General features: G+C 35.8%; 20 protein-coding genes. 6 read left to right on the top strand and 14 right to left on the bottom strand.

The genetic code is table 11. From position 1 onward, the window contains the following. Position 1: 1 nt before the first annotated feature. The 7 genes from ACFO3L_RS03330 to ACFO3L_RS03300 form a co-directional block, all read right to left on the bottom strand. Positions 2–721: a methyltransferase domain-containing protein gene (locus ACFO3L_RS03330; RefSeq protein WP_379963817.1), complete on the bottom strand. Its 720-nt coding sequence runs from the start codon at positions 719–721 to the stop codon at positions 2–4. Beyond that, positions 722–1615, bottom strand: a complete 894-nt coding sequence (locus tag ACFO3L_RS03325; protein ID WP_379963815.1) for a hypothetical protein — start codon at positions 1613–1615, stop codon at positions 722–724. It abuts the gene before it with no gap. Then, entirely contained in the window at positions 1605–2483 is an 879-nt protein-coding gene (locus tag ACFO3L_RS03320; RefSeq protein WP_379963813.1) for a viral A-type inclusion protein, read from the bottom strand. Before ACFO3L_RS03320 ends, ACFO3L_RS03325 begins: the two co-directional genes overlap by 11 nt. Positions 2484–2589: 106 nt before the next feature. Further along, positions 2590–2775, bottom strand: coding sequence for a hypothetical protein (locus ACFO3L_RS03315; protein ID WP_379963811.1), 186 nt, complete (start codon positions 2773–2775; stop codon positions 2590–2592). Positions 2776–2840: 65 nt separating this feature from the next. Next, the gene (locus ACFO3L_RS03310) at positions 2841–5123 is read right to left on the bottom strand and encodes a glucosaminidase domain-containing protein (protein ID WP_379963809.1); all 2283 of its coding nucleotides are present in this window, start codon (positions 5121–5123) and stop codon (positions 2841–2843) included. A 146-nt stretch (positions 5124–5269) separates the two neighbouring features. After that, complete coding sequence (locus ACFO3L_RS03305) at positions 5270–5782, bottom strand: GNAT family N-acetyltransferase (RefSeq protein WP_379963807.1); 513 nt, start codon at positions 5780–5782, stop codon at positions 5270–5272. Positions 5783–5842: 60 nt separating this feature from the next. Further along, complete coding sequence (locus tag ACFO3L_RS03300; RefSeq protein WP_379963805.1) at positions 5843–6334, bottom strand: YajQ family cyclic di-GMP-binding protein; 492 nt, start codon at positions 6332–6334, stop codon at positions 5843–5845. A 125-nt stretch (positions 6335–6459) separates the two neighbouring features. Between ACFO3L_RS03300 and ACFO3L_RS03295 the strand changes: the two genes are divergently transcribed. Continuing rightward, positions 6460–7374: a YitT family protein gene (locus ACFO3L_RS03295; protein WP_379963803.1), complete on the top strand. Its 915-nt coding sequence runs from the start codon at positions 6460–6462 to the stop codon at positions 7372–7374. A gap of 71 nt (positions 7375–7445) precedes the next feature. Then, positions 7446–7781 (top strand): metal-sulfur cluster assembly factor, encoded by a 336-nt coding sequence (locus tag ACFO3L_RS03290; protein WP_379963801.1) that lies wholly within the window; start codon positions 7446–7448, stop codon positions 7779–7781. Between the two features lie 23 nt (positions 7782–7804). On the opposite strand, the gene ACFO3L_RS03285 is transcribed toward ACFO3L_RS03290, so the two are convergent. Both ACFO3L_RS03285 and ACFO3L_RS03280 read right to left on the bottom strand, forming a co-directional pair. Continuing rightward, a complete protein-coding gene (locus tag ACFO3L_RS03285) occupies positions 7805–10171 on the bottom strand; it encodes an ATP-dependent DNA helicase (protein ID WP_379963799.1) in 2367 nt (788 codons plus the stop codon). 79 nt (positions 10172–10250) lie between these two features. Next, a complete protein-coding gene (locus ACFO3L_RS03280; RefSeq protein WP_379963797.1) occupies positions 10251–10628 on the bottom strand; it encodes a phage holin family protein in 378 nt (125 codons plus the stop codon). A 127-nt stretch (positions 10629–10755) separates the two neighbouring features. Here ACFO3L_RS03280 and ACFO3L_RS03275 point away from each other — a divergent pair, with 127 nt between their 5' ends. From ACFO3L_RS03275 to ACFO3L_RS03265, 3 genes are all read left to right on the top strand, one after another. Beyond that, positions 10756–11376 carry an MBL fold metallo-hydrolase gene (locus ACFO3L_RS03275; RefSeq protein WP_379963795.1) on the top strand — a complete coding sequence of 207 codons (621 nt, stop codon included), beginning with the start codon at positions 10756–10758 and terminating at the stop codon, positions 11374–11376. 25 nt (positions 11377–11401) lie between these two features. Further along, positions 11402–12094: a histidine phosphatase family protein gene (locus ACFO3L_RS03270; RefSeq protein WP_379963793.1), complete on the top strand. Its 693-nt coding sequence runs from the start codon at positions 11402–11404 to the stop codon at positions 12092–12094. A 123-nt stretch (positions 12095–12217) separates the two neighbouring features. After that, positions 12218–13045, top strand: a complete 828-nt coding sequence (locus ACFO3L_RS03265) for an undecaprenyl-diphosphate phosphatase (RefSeq protein ID WP_379963791.1) — start codon at positions 12218–12220, stop codon at positions 13043–13045. A gap of 55 nt (positions 13046–13100) precedes the next feature. Here ACFO3L_RS03265 and ACFO3L_RS03260 read toward each other — a convergent pair whose 3' ends face one another. Both ACFO3L_RS03260 and ACFO3L_RS03255 read right to left on the bottom strand, forming a co-directional pair. Then, a complete protein-coding gene (locus tag ACFO3L_RS03260; protein WP_379963789.1) occupies positions 13101–13724 on the bottom strand; it encodes a DUF47 domain-containing protein in 624 nt (207 codons plus the stop codon). Between the two features lie 12 nt (positions 13725–13736). Beyond that, entirely contained in the window at positions 13737–14768 is a 1032-nt protein-coding gene (locus tag ACFO3L_RS03255) for an inorganic phosphate transporter (RefSeq protein WP_379963787.1), read from the bottom strand. Positions 14769–14977: 209 nt separating this feature from the next. Here ACFO3L_RS03255 and rpsT point away from each other — a divergent pair, with 209 nt between their 5' ends. Beyond that, entirely contained in the window at positions 14978–15232 is a 255-nt protein-coding gene (gene rpsT, locus ACFO3L_RS03250) for a 30S ribosomal protein S20 (protein WP_379963785.1), read from the top strand. A 46-nt stretch (positions 15233–15278) separates the two neighbouring features. Here rpsT and holA read toward each other — a convergent pair whose 3' ends face one another. Genes holA through ACFO3L_RS03235 form a run of 3 tightly spaced genes read right to left on the bottom strand, consistent with a single transcriptional unit; the run spans position 15279 to position 19098 of the window. Continuing rightward, a complete protein-coding gene (gene holA, locus ACFO3L_RS03245; protein ID WP_379963783.1) occupies positions 15279–16307 on the bottom strand; it encodes a DNA polymerase III subunit delta in 1029 nt (342 codons plus the stop codon). Between the two features lie 45 nt (positions 16308–16352). Then, positions 16353–18593, bottom strand: a complete 2241-nt coding sequence (locus ACFO3L_RS03240; protein ID WP_379963781.1) for a DNA internalization-related competence protein ComEC/Rec2 — start codon at positions 18591–18593, stop codon at positions 16353–16355. After that, on the bottom strand, positions 18586–19098 hold the full coding sequence (locus tag ACFO3L_RS03235) for a ComE operon protein 2 (protein ID WP_379963779.1): 513 nt from the start codon (positions 19096–19098) through the stop codon (positions 18586–18588). The genes ACFO3L_RS03240 and ACFO3L_RS03235 overlap by 8 nt, the downstream gene beginning before the upstream one ends. Positions 19099–19211: the final 113 nt, after the last annotated feature.

Below are 19211 nucleotides of genomic sequence, written 5' to 3'. Positions count from 1 at the left end.
TTCAGCTATTTACATTAATACTTAACAATTCAAAAGTGATGGTTTTTCGATTAATCGCTATTGTTTTGGTTGAGAAAAATTTTTCTACTGCCATTTCGAGTATTTTAGGTGACAAATCATCCTCGAAATAAGCCTCAAAAAAAACTTTAGTAATAACTTCCTCCAGTTGATAGGTAAAAAAATGACTTTGATAAGGCAAATCTAGCCAATTTTTATACTGCGCCATCAGATCCCAATCTTGACTCGGCTCTTCGAAAGGACCAAATAGCGCGTCCTCCTCTTGGATAACTCTTAACAGATAAACTTTTTGTTTCGTCACACGGATGATTTCATTTAAATCCTTTTTTGTTCGAATTGCTGGATTCATTGCTGAAAACAAAATATCGTACGTCTGACTGGCGGATTGGGCTAAAAATCGATTTTGTTCACTTATTATAAAACCATTTTTTTCTATTGGATATTTTTTTTGAGCCAGTGCAATCATTTCTTTCGAAAAATCAACTAATAAATAGTTCGATGTTAGCGGATATAATACAGGCAAAAACTTACCACTGCCTCCGGCCAAATCCACTAACGTCTCGGTCTTCATCGGTATTTGCTTGGCTAAGTAATTACCGACATCCGATACAATATTGAGTGCCGATTCATTTTGAATCTGGGTATATTCGAGTGCAAAATCGTCCCAAAAATCAATCTCTTCTTGCAAATTATCTTCAGACATCTAGGTATTTCCTTTAACAAATAACGGCACTAAGAATGGATAACTTGTCGCAAAATCTAAAATCGAACGACGACGATTATTGGAATCAATAAAAAGCTCCGTTTGCTCAGCTTGCCGGTAAATAATCATATTTTGTTCTTGATTTAACAATACTTGATACGTTTCTTCTCCAAGCAATTCAAAATCGTATTCTTCGTTCTCCATTGCTGTAATAAAAATTCGATCTAGCGTTGTTTGACTAACAGGGAAATTACTGACAACACGTAAGGATAAAGCTTGCGTATTATCTAATAAGCTTGGTAACACTTCAAAACCGCATGATTTAAAATATTTCAATAACTCATTGATATCTTGGTTAAATAAAGACAATTGGCTACGGGACAAAAACTTATCGGAATACCACAAAGAAATCAATGTTCGAACGTGTTTATCATTAATTTTGACCGTCATTTCCGCAACGTTCAAGGTAATCAAAGGTAAATAGTCAACGACAAAACGTTCATCAACGACTTTCAGTTTGAAATAAAAAACGAGATTTTTTTGTTCATCGAGTTGGTATGCGGTATAAAAGTGTCTTGTTTCCCACGTGTTATAGTGCTCTGTTTGTTCCAGACCAACGGATTTAAATGGTTTTAATAAATCATACGAAAAATAAGTAATTAAATTTGTCTTGGCAATTGTGGAAATCTTTTCATCCGCTAAAATATAACACTTATATTGCTCTAACAACGTTGAGAAATCAGCTTCTAAGATTTTTTTCCGCAAGTATAAATCCGCTAGCTCTGCTTCCGCATCGCTAATCCACGTGTCAATTTCTAATTTGTAATTTTCTTTTGTTGTTAAATACGGATCTGAATAATTGGTTGTGCTTGTTTGTAAGTCTTTATCTTCCATTGGACTCAACCCCTTCACCAGCTAAGTAACCGACTAAAAACGCATCAATTTTTTCTACCATCTGCTCAACTGAACCAAAATGTTTGTTAATCAGTCTTAGCTCTTTAGTAATGATTGCTCTTTGCAGACGTTTATCTTCATATTCGCGTAAAAGTGCCTCTTTTTCTAAATGGACTTGAGAATTATCGGTTGTCAAATAAGGCAACCATTTTAAGCGTTGCTCTTGTAATTGTTTTTGTTTAATATGGATGGCTTCCAAATCCTCATCCACTTTTCCACGATTAAAGAAACCTTTATTTTGCTCAATATTGTTTTGTTCTGTTTTCAATTCATGAAGCTTTGCATCCAGTTGATCAATTGCAATTTTAGCGTTTATTTTTTTAGCTTCAATTTCATCCATTTTAACTTCTAAGGCAGCAATTTCCTCTTTAGAAGTCGTTTGGGGATTGCGCCATTCCTCTAAGACATTTGGCAAAATATAAAGTTCAGGAATACTAGAATCGAGATACACAGTAGGTCTTTGACGATAATATTGATCAATTTGATAATAGAAAATTGTCGCATCCTCTTTTTTCATTTGATGCATAAAGGGAAACACATTAATCAGACTCTCGTGAATTTTACTAGCTAACAATTCATCAATCTCATGATTTTGATTAGAATTTTGGCGCAATTCTTTGTTTAAACGTCCATTATAAATTCGATAAATATCTTGAATATTTTCTTCTTTAATCGCTGTTTCAAAATCTTGCAGGTCTTTAAGCAAAGCGCTAATATTATCGGCGGCAACCCTTTTTATATCATCAAAAGATAAATCTTGTACCTTTTCAGTTGAATCGGTTACCGTTTGCTCTTTTTCTGTGTCCATCTTATCTCCTCCTTAACGTTTTTCTATCTCTAGTGTATCATTTTTTTTATAAAAAAAGGGACTGGTTGCTCTTCTTTTCGAATAAAACAACCAATCTCTTTTTATATTATTCTTGATCAAAAGTTCTGAAGCGAATCTGTTGATTCTCATCACGTTTTAAAACTGTCGTCTCTTTTAAGTAACTAAATTCTAATTCTTTCAATTCAGGATTTTCTAACATGCTTTCGTAGCCCTTAAAAATATCTTGAATATATTTTTTATAAATTTTCTTTTTGCGTAAACGTTTTTTCATTGTGCACCATCCTTCATGACTATATTATCAATAGTTCTATGAAGATTCAATCCTCTTTTTTTCGCTTATTTAGGGGCAACATATCCAACACCACTTGAAAGAGCAATTTCATTTGGAATCACACGATAATTAATGTAAGAAGCATCTCCTTCTGAAATTAAAATCCCATCATCGCTGACAGCCTCAACGAAGGCAACATGTCCGTATAATGGGTGATAGCCTGCAACACCTTGTTTGAAGCTAACGACATACCCCACTCTAGGAACGCCGGAAGTAACATAGCCCTCACGATCACCAGTATCACGCCAATCCGCACCATTTCCCATAAAATCACCAACGCTACCTCCTAATTGCTTCACGCGGTTAAAGACATACCAAGTACATTGGTCAGATCCATATGAACCTGAGGTGTTATAATTTTGGCCATTATACTCTGGGAATCGAATCTTCTCTCGATAGACGGCAGGAATCTGATGAAAACTCATCATTTCATTGCTGAGAGTTGCTCTAGGTTTATCAAAACGGGTTAAGTTATAAGCCGCAATAATTGAATTGAGCTTATTGTTGTAATGGGTATCAGTTGCATATTTCCCCGTTAATTCCCGTGTCGCTTTTAAGTAGTTCTGCGCTTCTGAACGCCATACTTGACGATAAAAGTTTTTATTTCCCGAAATCCCTGAACGAATCAAAGAGACATAATCTTCAAGTGATTTCTCGTAACTTGGATAAACTCGAAAGGCGGCATTAATGCCGTATAACTCCCCTTTTCCATTGTCCTCCATTGTCGGTAATTGAACGGAGGCGCCACCTGAGCTGCCTTTAATCCCGAAAACATTGTAATAAGGCGCTCTTGATAGGCCGCTCGAACCCGAACCACTTTCTAAAATCCCTTGAGCAATCAAAACAGAAGCAAAGACATCATACTTTAAACCTAAGTCTCGAGCGTATTCACCAATTGATTCAATAAATGCGCTGGTTTGTGGATTCTCTTGAAAATCAAAAGTTACTGGATAAAGGTCTAATTGCTTTTGACCATAGCTATTTAATTGCCAATTGCTTGGTCGATTAACACTAAAATCAGGTGTACGAATAAAATCATAGCGCGTCAGTAAGTCTTGTTCTTCGGGTAATTCTTCTTCGAGAGCATCTAAATGTAAAGTGAAAATCCGAACACCAGGAATCGCTTCTTGATCCTCTGTCTTAATTTCAGGCAGAAGTTCTTTGTTTCGGGCTTGTTCTTTACTTAACGTATCGTCAGCCATAATAAACTTATTTTGTCCCAAATAAATGGCTACTTTTTGCTCTTTTTCCCACACAAGCAAATCACCCGGACGGACTTTATTGACTTCTGTTTTTGCTCCAAATTGGATGAGTTCATCAAAGCTTTCGGATAGCTCCACACTAAAAAGTTCATGATACAAATAGCGTGGGAAATTTAGATTGTTAAAAGATTCTGGTCCTTTTCCTGCTACATCATAAGGCTTGTTTAGATGACTCAAAGCAGCGTAAACAATTGCTGCGTCTTGTTTATTTTGGTAGCTCTTTAACATTGGTAACTCAAAACCATTTAAATTTGACTCAATAAAGTTCTGAGAGGCTAATTGTGCATCTAAGACCGTCCCAACTGAAGGAAATGATCCTTGTGGTAAAGTGTGGCCTAGATGTTGTGATTGCGTTTCTTTGGACGGTTCTTTCTGGCTTTCTTCATTGGATGATTGACTGCCACTTCCTTCTAAAGTCTGAGAACTTTCTGAACTACTTTCTGAGTCATCCGCTTCGCTATCTGTTGTTTGTTCAGATAAACTAGTCGATGAATCTTCTGATGAACTTGATTCGACTTCAGAGGATTCAGTTGATAAATCGCTCGTTGAACTTGAACTTGTTTGAGATGTATCCGTCGTACTACTTGATGACTCCTCAGTTGATGAACTTGTACTAGTATTTGGGCTTTCAGATGTGGACGTGCTTGGTTCGGATGAATTTCCCGACTCTTCTGTTGTAGTTTCAGTAGTAGTTGATTCAACGGTTTCTGTTGACTCTGCGGTGGTTTCTAAACTCTCCTCTGTTGTATTTATTTCTGTTTGACTTGAAGAATCTACGATAGGAGGCTCCGATTCTTCCACGATATCAGGTACGCTAGAAGGAATCGGTTCTTGTGATTCAACTGGCTCAATGGGTGCGACTTCCTCACTGTTTTCCGCTACTGCTTCATCTAAGACAATAGACTCCGTTTCTGCTTGCGCAACATCAGCATTGGTTGTTGCCAAAACAGGTGTTACATAAGCAAAAATTAATAATGCGGTCGTTAGTAAGGAAAGGGCTTTTTGTAATGTCTGACTTTTTTTCATAACATACCCTCCATTTTTCTAATCTTTCTCTAATTATATCATAATCCTTTGAGCACAACAAAGAATATGATAGCGGATTCATTAAAGATGGTTGCATATATAGATACGAAAAAAACGGGATCGCCTTTCTAGGAAATCCCGTTTTTTTAAACAATTTTTTGATAAGCTAAGCGTTTCCCGTCAGGTATAGGAAAGTGAACTACGCCACAATAATCAAATCCAGTCTCTTTGATTACTTTTTGCATTCCAAGATTTAATTCATGTGTATCAATTCGTAAATCTTGAATCCCCAAATTAATAGCTTCATGAACGGCTGCTTCTAGTAGTTTGGCAGCTATTTTTTGTCCGCGAAACTGTTGGTTAATGGCGACTTTATGAAAGGCCAAATATTTTGCATCGCCTTGCCACTTTCCTTCAGTTATCGCTGTATATGCAGGATCGATCCCTGGAATGAGTGCAATGGTTCCGGCGATCTCATCATCAGCTGTTTTTAGGATATACGTCCGGTGTTTTTGAATATCTTCGGTTAATTTTTCAGCTGTTGGTCCATGCCCATTTTGCCATTGCGGAGATCCTTGTTTTTTTAATAATTCAATCGCTTCGGTCATAATTTTAGTCAACCTTGGTAAATCACTGAGTGTCGCTTGTTGAAATTTCATTCTTACCTCCTCGGATGATAGAAAAAGAACACTACGAATGGCTCCATAGTGTTTCATAAATTAACGATAGTTGGTAAATTGTAGTTCAATTGGTAAATCTAATTTACGTAAAAGTTGAATCGTTTCTTGTAAATCATCACGATTTTTCCCAGTTACTCGAATTTGATCTTCTTGAATTTGTGTTTTCACCTTGATTTTTGAATTTTTAATTGCAGTCGTAATTTTTTTACTATTCTCACGATCGATACCGCTAATCAACTCTGCTGTTTGACGCGCTTTTGAACCTAACGAATGCTGCGTTTCACCAAAATGGATGTTTTTAATTGGAACCCCGCGTTTAACTAATTTTCCAAATAACACATCTTTGATTTGTTCGACTTTAAAATCATCGTCACCTAAGACCGTCATTTTTTTATTTTCCATTGTAATCTCAACCGTCGAACCTTTAAAATCAAAACGATTTTTTAATTCTTTCGTTGTCATTTGAATAGCATTTTTTACTTCTTCCATATTCATTTCTGAAACTACATCAAAACTTGCATCTTTTGCCATTATGCGCCTCCTAGTAAATTATTTATTTCATTATACCAAATTTTTTAAGGATGTTCTTTCTTTTCTAACTAGAAACTGATATCCTAAGTTCGGATATCATGAAATGAAAGGATGAATGTAAATAAATGAAACAAAACCCTCAAATTGAATTAGTAAAAAAAGTTGGTGCCGTAATCCTAACTGCTATTGCAAATGGTATCGGAATGAATTTCTTTTTAGCCCCTGCTAATGTACTTTCAGCAGGCTTAAACGGTGTTTCGCAAATTACGGTTGCCGTAGCCGATGCCCAATTAGGAATTCACCTTAGCTTAGGAGCGCTAATTTTAATTTATAATATTCCTGTTTTTATTTTAAGTTTTATCAAGCTAGGTAAAGATGCGACAATTTTCAGTTTAATTAATGTAATGGGGATTTCCCTAGCGACAATGCTTATTCCTGAAGGCGCCGTTTCGGATAACATTTTATTAAACGCAATTGTTGGGGGCGTTTTAATTGGTGCTGGTGTTGGACTTTCACTTAAAATGGGCTTTACGACTGGTGGAATGGATATTATTTCCCTTATTTTTTCTAAAATGACGGGAAAAACTGTCGGTAGTTACATGCTGGCTTTAAATGGCTTAATTATTTTAATCGCAGCCAGTATTTTCTCAATCGAAAGTGCACTATTCACTGTAATTTCTTTATATGCGATGAGCCGTGTGGTTGATTTAATGCATACGAGTCATCAAAAGATTACCGCGATGATTGTTACCACACATGCCGAAAAAGTTGGAAAAAACATCTCTGAACGCTTATTTAGAGGAATGACCCTACTCCCTTCAGTCGGAGGCTTTTCTGGCTTACCAAGTAGCACGATTATGATTGTGATTACCCGCTACGAGCTTTATGATTTAGAACAAGCAACACTTGAGATGGACCCTAATGCTTTTATTAATATTTTACCAACTCATTCCATCCTAGGTCGCTTCGCCAATGATGATGAAACCCGCCATTTTAAGGCAACAGGTATCTATCCAGACATTAAAGTCTCTAAACGTTAAATTTCTAATTTTACAAGTTTGAAAAAAAATAGTATGATGTGGACTAGAAACTATAAAAGGGGGCTTTTTTTGTGAGTGCCAAATATACTGATCAAGAAGTTCAAGAAATTCAAGACCGTATTGTTACATCATTAGAAACTGTGATTGACCCTGAACTTGGGATTGATATTGTGAACCTAGGTTTAATATATGAAGTAGAATTTGATGCTGAAACGGGTGATACATTAGTTAAAATGACTTTAACCACTATGGGTTGTCCTTTAGCTGATGTGATTACTGATAATATTCATGATGCATTAGAAGATTTAGAAGAAGTTAAAAATGTTGATGTCAAATTAGTATGGTATCCAGCATGGACAACCGATCGGATGTCAAGATATGCACGTATCGCATTAGGCATTCGTTAAAAAACAGGGCCGTGACTTTATTGTCACACGCCCTGTTTTTTTGTGTCTTTTTCCAGCCAAAACTGGTTGATGGCTTGCTCAAGTTGCCTTGGTTGATATAACACTTGATGATGTTGCCAATGTTGCGGGAATAAGCTTCGATAACGTGACGTGTTAAACCGTGTATCTAATAGCAACACAACACCTTGGTCGGTTGCATCACGAATCACTCGCCCCGCAGCTTGTAAAACCTTATTCATGCCAGGTAATTGATAGGCGTACTCAAACCCTCGATTATTCTCGTTGCTAAAGTAATCTTTGATTAACTCCTGCTCAGGGTTAACTTGTGGTAGTCCTACACCAACAATTGCCGTTCCAATTAAACGATCCCCTCGCAAATCAATTCCTTCAGAGAAAATCCCACCTAGAACACAAAAACCAACGAGTGTTTGTGTCGGATTAACAACAAATCGATTTAAAAAGGTTTCCCTTTCGGCTTCGTTCATATTGGTTTCTTGAATCAATGTCTGAACATCTGGATATATCTCTTTGAATAAATCAGCGACTTGATCTAAATATTGATACGATGAAAAAAAGACTAAATAGTTGCCCGTTTTAGCTTCAATCATCATATGAATCGCCTCGACGATTTGCATTAAACTATCGGCTCTTTTTTGATAAGTCGTTTGAATATAATTGGCCACGAGAATTGCTTGATTAGTCATTGGAAACGGACTGCCAACACGATAAGCAAAAGGTTCTTCTCCACCCCCAAGACTATTTTGATAATAATCAAGTGGACTTAAACTTGCTGAAAACAACAAGCTTCCCTTACCTTTATTTAAGGTGTTTTCTAAAAATTTGGATGGATTCATACAAAATTGTTTGATTTTAATTTGATATAAACTAATTTCAATGGTTGTTTCATAAGAATCATCATAGAATTCACTCATTTTTAGAAAACGAATGCACTCAAAGTAATGCGGTAAAATTTGATTTTTTTGATGACCATCTTTTTCATCAATTAACAATTCCTGAATTTGCTCGACTAATTGAAAAATGAGATTAATCAAGCTTTCAGCTGGTAATTGTTGATGCTTAAAGCGCCAGCCTTCTCGTTCACTACGTTCTTTTAACAAATCAAATTCTGAAATAATCTTAGCTAAAATTTTATGCGTTTTTCGTTTTCTTTTGGGAATTAGCGCAGTTAGTTTAACGAACAGTTGATCCGTAACACTTGCTGAATACATCTCTCTTGAACGGTTAATCAGATTATGCGCTTCATCGACTAAGAAATACGATTCTGATTCATTTTCATCAAAAAAACGACGTAAGTATACAATCGGATCAAATACATAATTATAGTCAGCAATGATTAAGTCACAAAACAAACTCACATCTAGCGATAACTCAAAAGGACAAATTGTATGTTTACGAGCATAGCTTTCAATTACCTCACGGGTCATTTGATTTTCATGATGTAGCAAATCCCAGAGCGCCTCATTAATGCGATCATAATAACCGTTAGCGTAACGACAATCAATTGGATTACAAAGTCGCTCATCTAAAAAGCAAATTTTATCTTTAGCGGTTAGCGTGACACTTTTTAAATCGGCCCCTTTTTCTTGTAAAACTTTAAATGCATCTTCAGCGACCGAGCGAGTAATCGTTTTTGCGGTTAAATAAAAAATACGTTCGGCTTGTTCCTCCCCTAGTACTTTTAAAGCAGGGAACAACGTCGAAATCGTTTTTCCAGTTCCAGTCGGTGCTTCAGCAAAAAGTTTTTTTTGAGTTTTTAAAGCTTTATACGCAACGACTGCTAACTCGCGTTGGCCTTTGCGATAGTTTTCGTAGGGGAACATTAATCGCTCTAAAGACGTATTGCGAACACGTCGCCAATTATCTTGAAAGAGCAACCATCTGCTGTATTCCGTCATTAAATTTTCTAAAAAACTACTTAAATCTTCCGCTGTGAAATCTCGTGTCTCATAAGTTATTTGCTCCGTAGTCGTTTGAAAGTACGTTAGTCGCACTTTAATGCTATCTAACTCGTTTTGTAATGTATAAATATATGCATAGACCATACCTTGAGCAAAGAAAAGTTCCTTTTTAGCAGGTTCAAGCTCTTCAAAAGCACTGGCTGACGTCTTAATTTCATCTATGACCCATGAATCTTCTTTTTGAAAGATGCCATCTGCTCGGCCTTCAATTTGAATTGAGTCATTTGCAAAAGTATAATTAGTTTTTAAAAAGACTTCTCTTTGGTACTCTTCTCCGGCTTCTTTTTGCAATTTCCGATGAATTCGCGCACCCTCTTGAGCGTTATGGGGGCTTGTTCTACGATTATCAATATCACCCGATCGTAAAACAAATTCAACTAAATCGCGGACAGATATTTTTCCTCTACGCAAATGAATCACCTTCTTCAAGTTATCATTATAGCCGATACAGCTATAATCATATAGCTTGATTTAAAGATTTTTAAAAGACTTAATCTTTCTTGGAAAATAGTTGCTGTAACTGTTTAAGAAACGTTTGGAATAAAGCAATCGGAATCCCCATTTTTTGATAATTTTCTAGAATGGATTGAATCTCCATCCCAAGATAACCTAAGTATAAAACGGTTAGTAAAACGATTCCTGTTTTTCCTGGAATAATCAAAGCAACTGGCAGGAAAAACACGAGTAAAATCATGCTAGCTATTTTTCGAATGATGCCGTTAATTCCTTTTTTTGAAAGTATTTCATGATTCATTTTGGCCGCTAGTACCCCACTCAAAAAATCAATCATCATTGCTACTGATAAAAGCGATAAAATATATAGAATCTTTTGTTCTTTCATTAAGTGAATCAGTTCGTTAATCTCCATCTTCTCACCTCCTACTCTTATTAACGAGTTTGAAAGTGAAATTGTCACAGTTTTTTTGATATTCTTATTTTGTCAATCAACTTTATCTAGGTTATACTAAAGTAAGAACGTTTACAGGAGGTTATTTATGCAAATTCAACAAATCCCAACAGGACCAATTCAAGAAAATTGTTATATTATCTGGAATAACGATGAATTGTTAATTATTGATCCTGGTGCAGATCCACAACTATTAATTAATCAAATCGAAAAAACGCAAGCTAAACCGATTAGTATTTTATTAACTCATACTCACTACGACCACATTGGTGCGGTCGATGCGCTTCGCGATTATTACTCGATTCCAGTCTTTGTAAGCCCATTAGAAAATGATTGGCTAGGCAAGCCACTTTTAAATTTATCGAGTCGTCACCCTGAAATGGGCGGTTTAATTGTTCGTCCGGCTGAACATGAATTTGAGCTGAAAGAATATTCTATCGGCAACTTTTCATTCCGTGTAGTCGCGACACCGGGCCACTCTCATGGTAGTGTCAGTTTTGTTTTTGAGGACTTTGTAGTAAGTGGCGATGCTCTTTTTAAAGGAAGTATTGGACGAACAGACTTATACACCGGTAATTTAGAACAACTTTTAACAAGTATTAAAACCGAACTCTTCACCCTTCCCGACCACTATGCTGTTTATCCTGGTCACGGTGAGGCGACAACAATCGGCTTTGAAAAAGCAACAAACCCTTTTTTTAATCGATAATATAAAAAGAATCGAGGAATAAAAAATGACAAAAACAGAACTATACGTCGTGCGACATGGGAAAACAATGTTTAATGCGATTCAACGCGTGCAAGGTTGGTGTGATACTCCTTTAACCGTAGAAGGTACACAACGAATCCATGCGCTTGGTCGTGGCTTGAGAGATCATGATTTTGTAGCAGCTTATTCAAGTGATAGTGGACGAGCTATCGAAACAACACGAATTATTTTGAGTGAATTAGAAAATGGGCCAAAAATTCCTTACCATTTAGATAAACGCATTCGCGAATGGTGTTTTGGTTCTTTAGAAGGTGGTTATGATGCTGAAATGTGGGGTGTCATCCCTCGCGTTTTAGATTTCGCTTCTTACGATGAAATGATTGCCAAACGAACAACTTTTGAAGATATTTGTAATGCCGTTTATTCTGCCGATACAGCTAATTGGGCAGAAACATACGAACAACTTTCATATCGAATCCGAACTGGGATTGAAGACATTGCTCACCGTGTTGAAAAAAATGGTGGTGGTAAAGTCCTTGTCGTCTCTCACGGCCTTACAATTGCCCTATTATTGCATCTGATTAATGAAGAGAACAATGTTCGAATTGATATCGACAACGGTTCGGTTACGCGCTTAACTTACGAGAATGGCATCTTTTCAATTGAAGAAGTTGCCGATCGTCAATATTTCCAAAAAGGCGAAACAATCGCTGAATAATTTATTAAGAAAAAATAAGCTATCTAACGACTAGCTTATTTTTTTTGGAAAATGCTTGGTATTTAAAAATAGAAACGGTATACTTGATTTTGTGATTATTTATTTAAAGGAAGGAATGAAATCATGGAATTTATTGAATTACTTAAAGCCATCCTCTTAGGTATCATTGAGGGAATTACCGAATGGTTACCAATTAGTAGTACTGGACATCTAATCTTAGCCGATGAATTTATTAAATTGAATCAAACACCCGAATTTATGTCGATGTTCAATGTCGTCATTCAACTGGGAGCAATCATGGCGGTTGTTGTGCTCTATTTTAACAAACTGAATCCTTTTTCACCCTCAAAAACAAAGGAAGAAAATAAAAACACCTGGTCCTTATGGTTTAAAGTAATTGTTGCGATTATCCCTTCAGCAATTATTGGATTACCTTTGGATGATTGGTTAGAAGCCAAATTTCATCACTTTGTACCTGTAGCATTGATGCTTATTATTTATGGTATTGGCTTTATTGTTGTTGAAAAACGAAATCGGACAAGAGAACCTAAAATGACCGATTTAAATCAAATTACCTATCAATTTGCTTTAATGGTTGGTTTTTTCCAAGTGCTAGCTTTAATCCCTGGTACATCACGCTCAGGCGCAACAATCTTAGGGGCCATTTTAATCGGAGGCTCTCGTTTTGTATCAGCAGAATTCTCCTTCTTCTTAGGAATTCCAACAATGTTTGGTGCCAGTTTACTAAAAATTGTTAAGTTTTTAGCAGGTGGCAATAGTTTTGATTTAAATGCGACAATCATTTTATTAACGGGAACGGTTGTATCATTTATTGTTTCAATCTTAGCCATTCGTTTCTTGATGAATTATATTAAGAAAAATGATTTCTCAGCATTTGGTTGGTATCGTGTTATCTTAGGCTTTATTTTACTCGCCTATTGGTTTATTTAATATAAAAAAGTCGTCTTGCTTTGAGCGAAACGACTTTTTTTGTATTGTGTATATTTTATGTATTTTTAATAATCATTCCATCAATAACATCAACAGAAATCTCACACTCATTTACGATTTGTTCAAAACGATCCAAAATTTCTTTCCACTTAATAATTTCAATTGGATCTTTTTCATTGCTAAACAATTCATGTTTTAAACGACTATATAATAAATCTGCTTCTGATTCAATTTGATTCACTTCCAAAATCAATTGTTTCATTTTCTTAGAATTTTTAAATTTAGGGAATTCTAAAATTGCAAAATGTACCCCTTTAACCGCATGGTTGACATGTTCCGCAAAAATTTCAGCACCCGGACGAATTTCCATAACAACTAAATTCTCAAAAAGATAAGTCATTGCATTAATACCATCGATAATATTGTCCAAACGCTCCGAAATGATTAAAATATCTTCGCGATCAATCGGTGTAATAAATGCATCATAAAGTTCATTGGTTAATTCATCAATCAATGCATCATTTTCTTTTTCAAGTTGATGAATGATTGCTGAATCACTTTCAAGTGTTGCTGGATTATAATTTTTGATGATTTTTTCTAAATGCTCCGCACCTGAGTGAGCATTTTTTGCTAATAATTCCATTGTATGGAAATAATCATACTGTTTTTTTCTAGCCATTTTATTATCCCCCTAAAATATTGATATAAATAATTTTGCCATGCCATAAGCAATCAAACCGCAGCCTGGGAAAGTCATTACCCAAGCAAAGATCATTTCTTTAACAATCTTCCAGTCGACACTGGATAGCCGCTTAGAGGCACCTACACCCATGATTGCGGTTGTTTTTGTATGCGTCGTCGAAACAGGTATTCCAAGGACAGAGGCTAAGAATAAACAAATTGCAGCAGATAAATCTGCCGAAAATCCTTGATATGTTTCGAGTTTAACCATATCCATCCCAACCGACTTGATAATCCGCATTCCACCAACAGATGTTCCAATTCCCATCGTAATTGAAGATAGTGCCATCACCCATAGCGGAATCACAAAGCCATTCCCACTTTTTTCAGCTAAATTATTGTAAAATAATGCTAGCATAAACACACCCATAAACTTTTGACCATCTTGTGCACCATGCAAAAACGCATTCGCAGCAGCTGCACTTGCTTGTCCGTAGTGGAAGAATTTATTCGCTTTTCTTCTAGGAACATGCTGGAAAATTGCTACTAAGATTTTAGTAATCACAAAACCACCACCAAAACCTAAAACAGTTGAAACAACTAAACCGATTAAGACTTTTTTCCATTCTCCCATGTTAACCGCTCCAAGTCCACCTAAAGCCATTGCTGCTCCCGTTAAACCAGCGATTAAAGCATGTGATTCACTTGTTGGAATACCAAAGTACCAGGCAGCAACTGCCCAGACCACTATTGCAAATAAAGATGCAGCAAGGGCTATTTGAGCTGATTGAATCCCTTGGCTATCAAATGATACGATATTACTAATCGTTTCTGCTACTTGCGCATTAAAAAATGTCATTACTAACGCACCCAGAAAATTCATCACCACCGCAATCCAAATTGCTGTATTCGGTTTCAAGACACGTGTTGATACTGCCGTTGCAATCGCATTTGGCGCATCGGTCCAACCATTGACAAAGATAACACCCATAACTAAAATGACTGTCACAATTAAAGCCACATTCAAATTTAACACCACCATGTTGTATTTTTCAATTTACATCATAGCATAGTTAGTTATGCGATTCATAGTACTTTATTCACAAAAATTCAGTCAAAAATAAGTTATTTCGTGTTAAGTAAAAATTCTTTACAACAACTATTGCAATGCTTCTTTCCATTAGGTATAATAATTAATGTTGATTTATACGTTTTTCGTATAAGAAACTTTAATTATCGGAGGTGAAATAAATGCCAAACATCGAATCTGCAATCAAACGTGTTCGCACAAATGAAAATGCTAACGCGCTAAACTCATCTCAATTAAGCGCAATGCGTACTGCTGTTAAGAAATTTGAACAAGCAGTTGAAGCTGGAGCTGATAACGTAGCTGATTTACATCAAGCAGCTGTTAAAGCAATTGACATGGCTGAAACTAAAGGCCTAGTTCACAAAAACAAAGCAAACCGCGACAAGTCTCGCCTAAGCAAAAAAATCGCTAAATAATAAAAAAGACAATCTTACTTATCGTTAGATTGTCTTTTTTGTTTTTTTATTTACGAATTAATTGACTAGTCTTTAAGACAAAAAGTTGAAAAATCAGCTCTTTGTCCATCTGCCCAGTTTTAATTTTAAAATCATTTTCAATTAATTCATCGTATAGTTGGGCCAATGTTTTAATCTCAAACTTACGAGCTTGTTGCATCGCTAATTTTACGCGAAACGAATGTACTTTTAGCACTTCAGCAATCGTACCTTGTTGTTGTCCAATATTTTGTAATAAACGTACTTGTAATAACAAACGAATTTGACTCATTAATATGGCATTTATCTTAATCGTTTCTTCTCCTTGAACGAGTAAATCATCGTATAACCGTAAGGCTTCTTGCGCCCTGCCTTCAAGGACACTAGCCGTTAAATCAAAAACGTTTTGTTCCAAAGATTTTGGTACAAGGGCCTGCACAATTTCTTTTGAAATTTGTCGGTTTTCGCCAGCATACAGTCGAATTTTTGTTAATTCTTGCATGGCTTTTGATAAGGAGGCATCGGTTAAGAAAAAGAATAAATCAAACGCTTCTCTTGAGAATGTCAGTTGATCGTTTGTAATTGTCTGTTGTAAATAACGGCGTACATCTGCTTCTTTCATGGGTTGTACATCGATTAATTCTGCTGATTTTTTCAAGCGTTTCGTAACCTTTTTGCGCTCATCCATCTTCTCAGTATTGATCCAAAAAACTAAAATAGTCGTCTCTAATGGATTTTCGAGATATTTAATTAATTCTTCTAAATCATTTTCGGGTGCATTTTTAGGTTTTTCAGTCGTTAAAAAGAAAGGATTTTCCGCAAAAACGAGACGGTGATCACCAAAAAAAGGACTTGATTCCACTTCTAGTAAAAGTTGGCTAACAGGCGTTTCTTTTAAATCAAATTGACTAAAGTTTAAATCATTTTCTTCGATATTTAGACGTGCTAAAAAGGCCTCTCGAACTTGTTCTTGTAAAAACATCTCAGTTCCTAAAACAAAGTAGATGTTTTTTAAAGGTTTCTGTTTAATTTGTTGTATTGCTGTTTGTGCATTCATTTGGTCAATTCGAGCTCCTTTCCTACTATTGCCCTTTTTATCCTATCACGAAGAACTCGGATTGACTAGCTCTCTTTTTATTTTTGGGAGTTTGTTTGGTTGATGCCAAATATAACGAATCATTCCCTCTTGATCGGTTCGAAAAACTCGAACCTGATGCTGGTTCAAATTTGCTAACACTTCTGGATGAGGATGATTAAAATGGTTATTTACGCCACAAGAAATAACCCCTTGTTTCGCACCGATTGCCTGTAAGAATAGTTTGGTACTGGATGTTCGACTCCCATGATGCCCCAACTTGACGACATCGGCCTGAATATCTGGATAATCCCGTAAAAGTTGTCCCTCTCCTTCTGCTTCTAAATCACCCATAAATAAAAATTTAATCCTATTCATAGTTGTCTGTAAGACGAGAGAATCTTTGTTTTCCCCAATGCCTGTTTTGATTGGGGCAAGAATTTCAAACGTAATTTTGTTCCCAACGCGCTCACCTTGTGCTAATTCAACTATTTTTACTTTTTTCAGCAATTTCTTATCAAGGTTTACCATATTCTTATGTTGTAACATTCCGCTAGACAGATATAATTTTTTGACTTGAAATTCTTCTAAAATTGTTTCCAAATCGCCCGCGTGATCAAAATCGCCGTGCGTCAAAAAAAGACCGTCAATTTTTCGAATTCCCTCTCCTTTTAAAAATGGTACTACCGTATACATTGCATTGGCTTCTCCCTTTTCTTCTTCATCCCCAAAGTTCATCTTACCACCAGTATCAATTACATAAACTTCTTGATTACCAAAACTTTGGATAACAATACTGTCTCCTTGACCGACATCAACAAAGCTTACCGAAGAATACAGTGGAAAACGAGGGATAAGTAAATAAAAAAGCAATAAGCCAAAATACCAATATTTCCACCTTTTTGATTGATAGGCTAATAAACCAATAATTAACAAAAAAAACACGATTGATAGCCCAATTTTCCCCGTAATAACCACAAACTTCTCAGAAAATTGTAAAATAGATTCAAAAAAAGCTAAGACTTGATTGAACCATGAATTAAGCCCCGTAACAGGTACTTGCATAGCCGCCAACAAACAAATCAAAACGAAACTCGGAAGCAATAACAAGCTAAAAAATGGTGCAATTAACGCCGTTAGTACTCCTCCGAGTAAAGGAATTTCAAAAAAATAAAACATTAAAATTGGACTAGCTAAAAAACTAATTTCTAGACTATATAAAAAGGAATTCTTTTGTTGTTCTTGACTCAATAAAATAATTAAAGCTAAAAGAATTGAAAGAACACCAGACGTTTGGATCAACGATTTAGGTTCAATCAATAATAAAAGAAAAAGCATTAAAGAAAACTGATCGAGCGCAGACCAATGAATCTGTTTCGCTCTAAAGACAAATTGAATCAGGTACATCAGCATCCCCCGCCAAATACTCAAACCTTGACCAAATAAGATGACCGCGAAAAACATTAGTAGAATAAACGGCCCAGAAAATTCCTCTATAGTTAAGAGACTGCGTCGGAATAAATAGAAACACCAACCGAAAAAAATCGAAATATGCATTCCGGAAATACTAAATAGATGTAAAATTCCACTACTCGAGTACGCTTTTCGTATCTCTTGAAATTCTTGATCACGATAACCTAGTAATAACGCCTTAATATACGTTGCTGTTTTGCCAAAGAAAGTTGTTTCTACCCAATCAATCGCTTGAGCACGTATTTTCCTCCCTGAAAATCGGTAATTTTCGTCCTTCTTTGCTAAAATCTTCTCAATTTGAAACGTGCCAATTTTATTATTTGAAAATTCGTACCAAGCACGATCAAAACCATGCTTGTTTCGGGCGGATTGACTGTTTTTATATTTTCCTTGCACCCGAATAACTTTTTGCCAATTCGTTCGTTTCTGCCATTCAATAACTTCTTCTGTATTTTTCACAGCATATTGCGCATAGATATTTCCTTGCTTTGTCTTTCCTTCAAGTGTCACAAAATCGTTGTTCAATTTTATCGTATCCGGATAAATTGTCAGCTCTATAGTTATTTCTTGATTAGTGATAGGCTGCTCTTCAATTCTGATATAAAAATTCACCAAAAATAAAAAAGCTACAAAAAAACTAAGTAACCCCAGAGTTACCTGTTTTTTGTAGCAAATAGTGATAAAAAAATAACTAGCAATAAAGAGCAATATCATTTGTTGTAAAATAACTGCGTAAAGCAGGCTTGTAGCGATCAGAATTGGAAAGATCAGTTGGTTTTTCCAACGTTTATCCATTAAGATCCTCTAGGCGACCGAACGAAAGCTTTTCAAAGTATTCAGCATCTAGCTTGACTTGGTGAACATCAACACCAACTTGTTCGATTAACGCCTTCGCATACTCATTGTTTCGGTAATCGTTTAAATAATGGATTTTTTTAATTCCTGCTTGAAGGATGGACTTTGTACATTGTAAACAAGGAAAATGTGTCACGTAGATTTCAGCATTATCAGTTGAAACACCTAGACGAGAACATTGTAATAAGGCATTGATTTCCGCGTGAATCGTACGAACACAGTGTCCATCGACAATATAGCAACCTTCATCAATACAATGATGATCACCACTAACAGAACCGTTATAACCACCAGCGATAATGCGTTTATCTTTAACTAATGTCGCACCTACTTCTAATCGTGTACAAGTACTTCTTAAGGATAACAATACAGCTTGAGCCATAAAATATTGGTCCCAAGGAATTCTTTTATCAATACGGATTGGTTCTGGATTCATCTCTATCATTTAGCGCTCCTTATGATTATTTTATTGGTTACAGTCATCCTAGCAGAAAAAAATAAAAATTCCAACTGGTTTTGACAAAAGTCTCAAGTAATATGAAGATCATAAATCTGCCA

The sequence above is a fragment of the Enterococcus eurekensis genome (assembly GCF_042654605.1).
Taxonomy (GTDB): Bacteria; Bacillota; Bacilli; order Lactobacillales; family Enterococcaceae; genus Enterococcus_I; species Enterococcus_I eurekensis.
The sequence above is the reverse complement of the archived record's forward strand: the minus strand, read 5'-3'. Positions and strand labels throughout refer to the sequence as shown.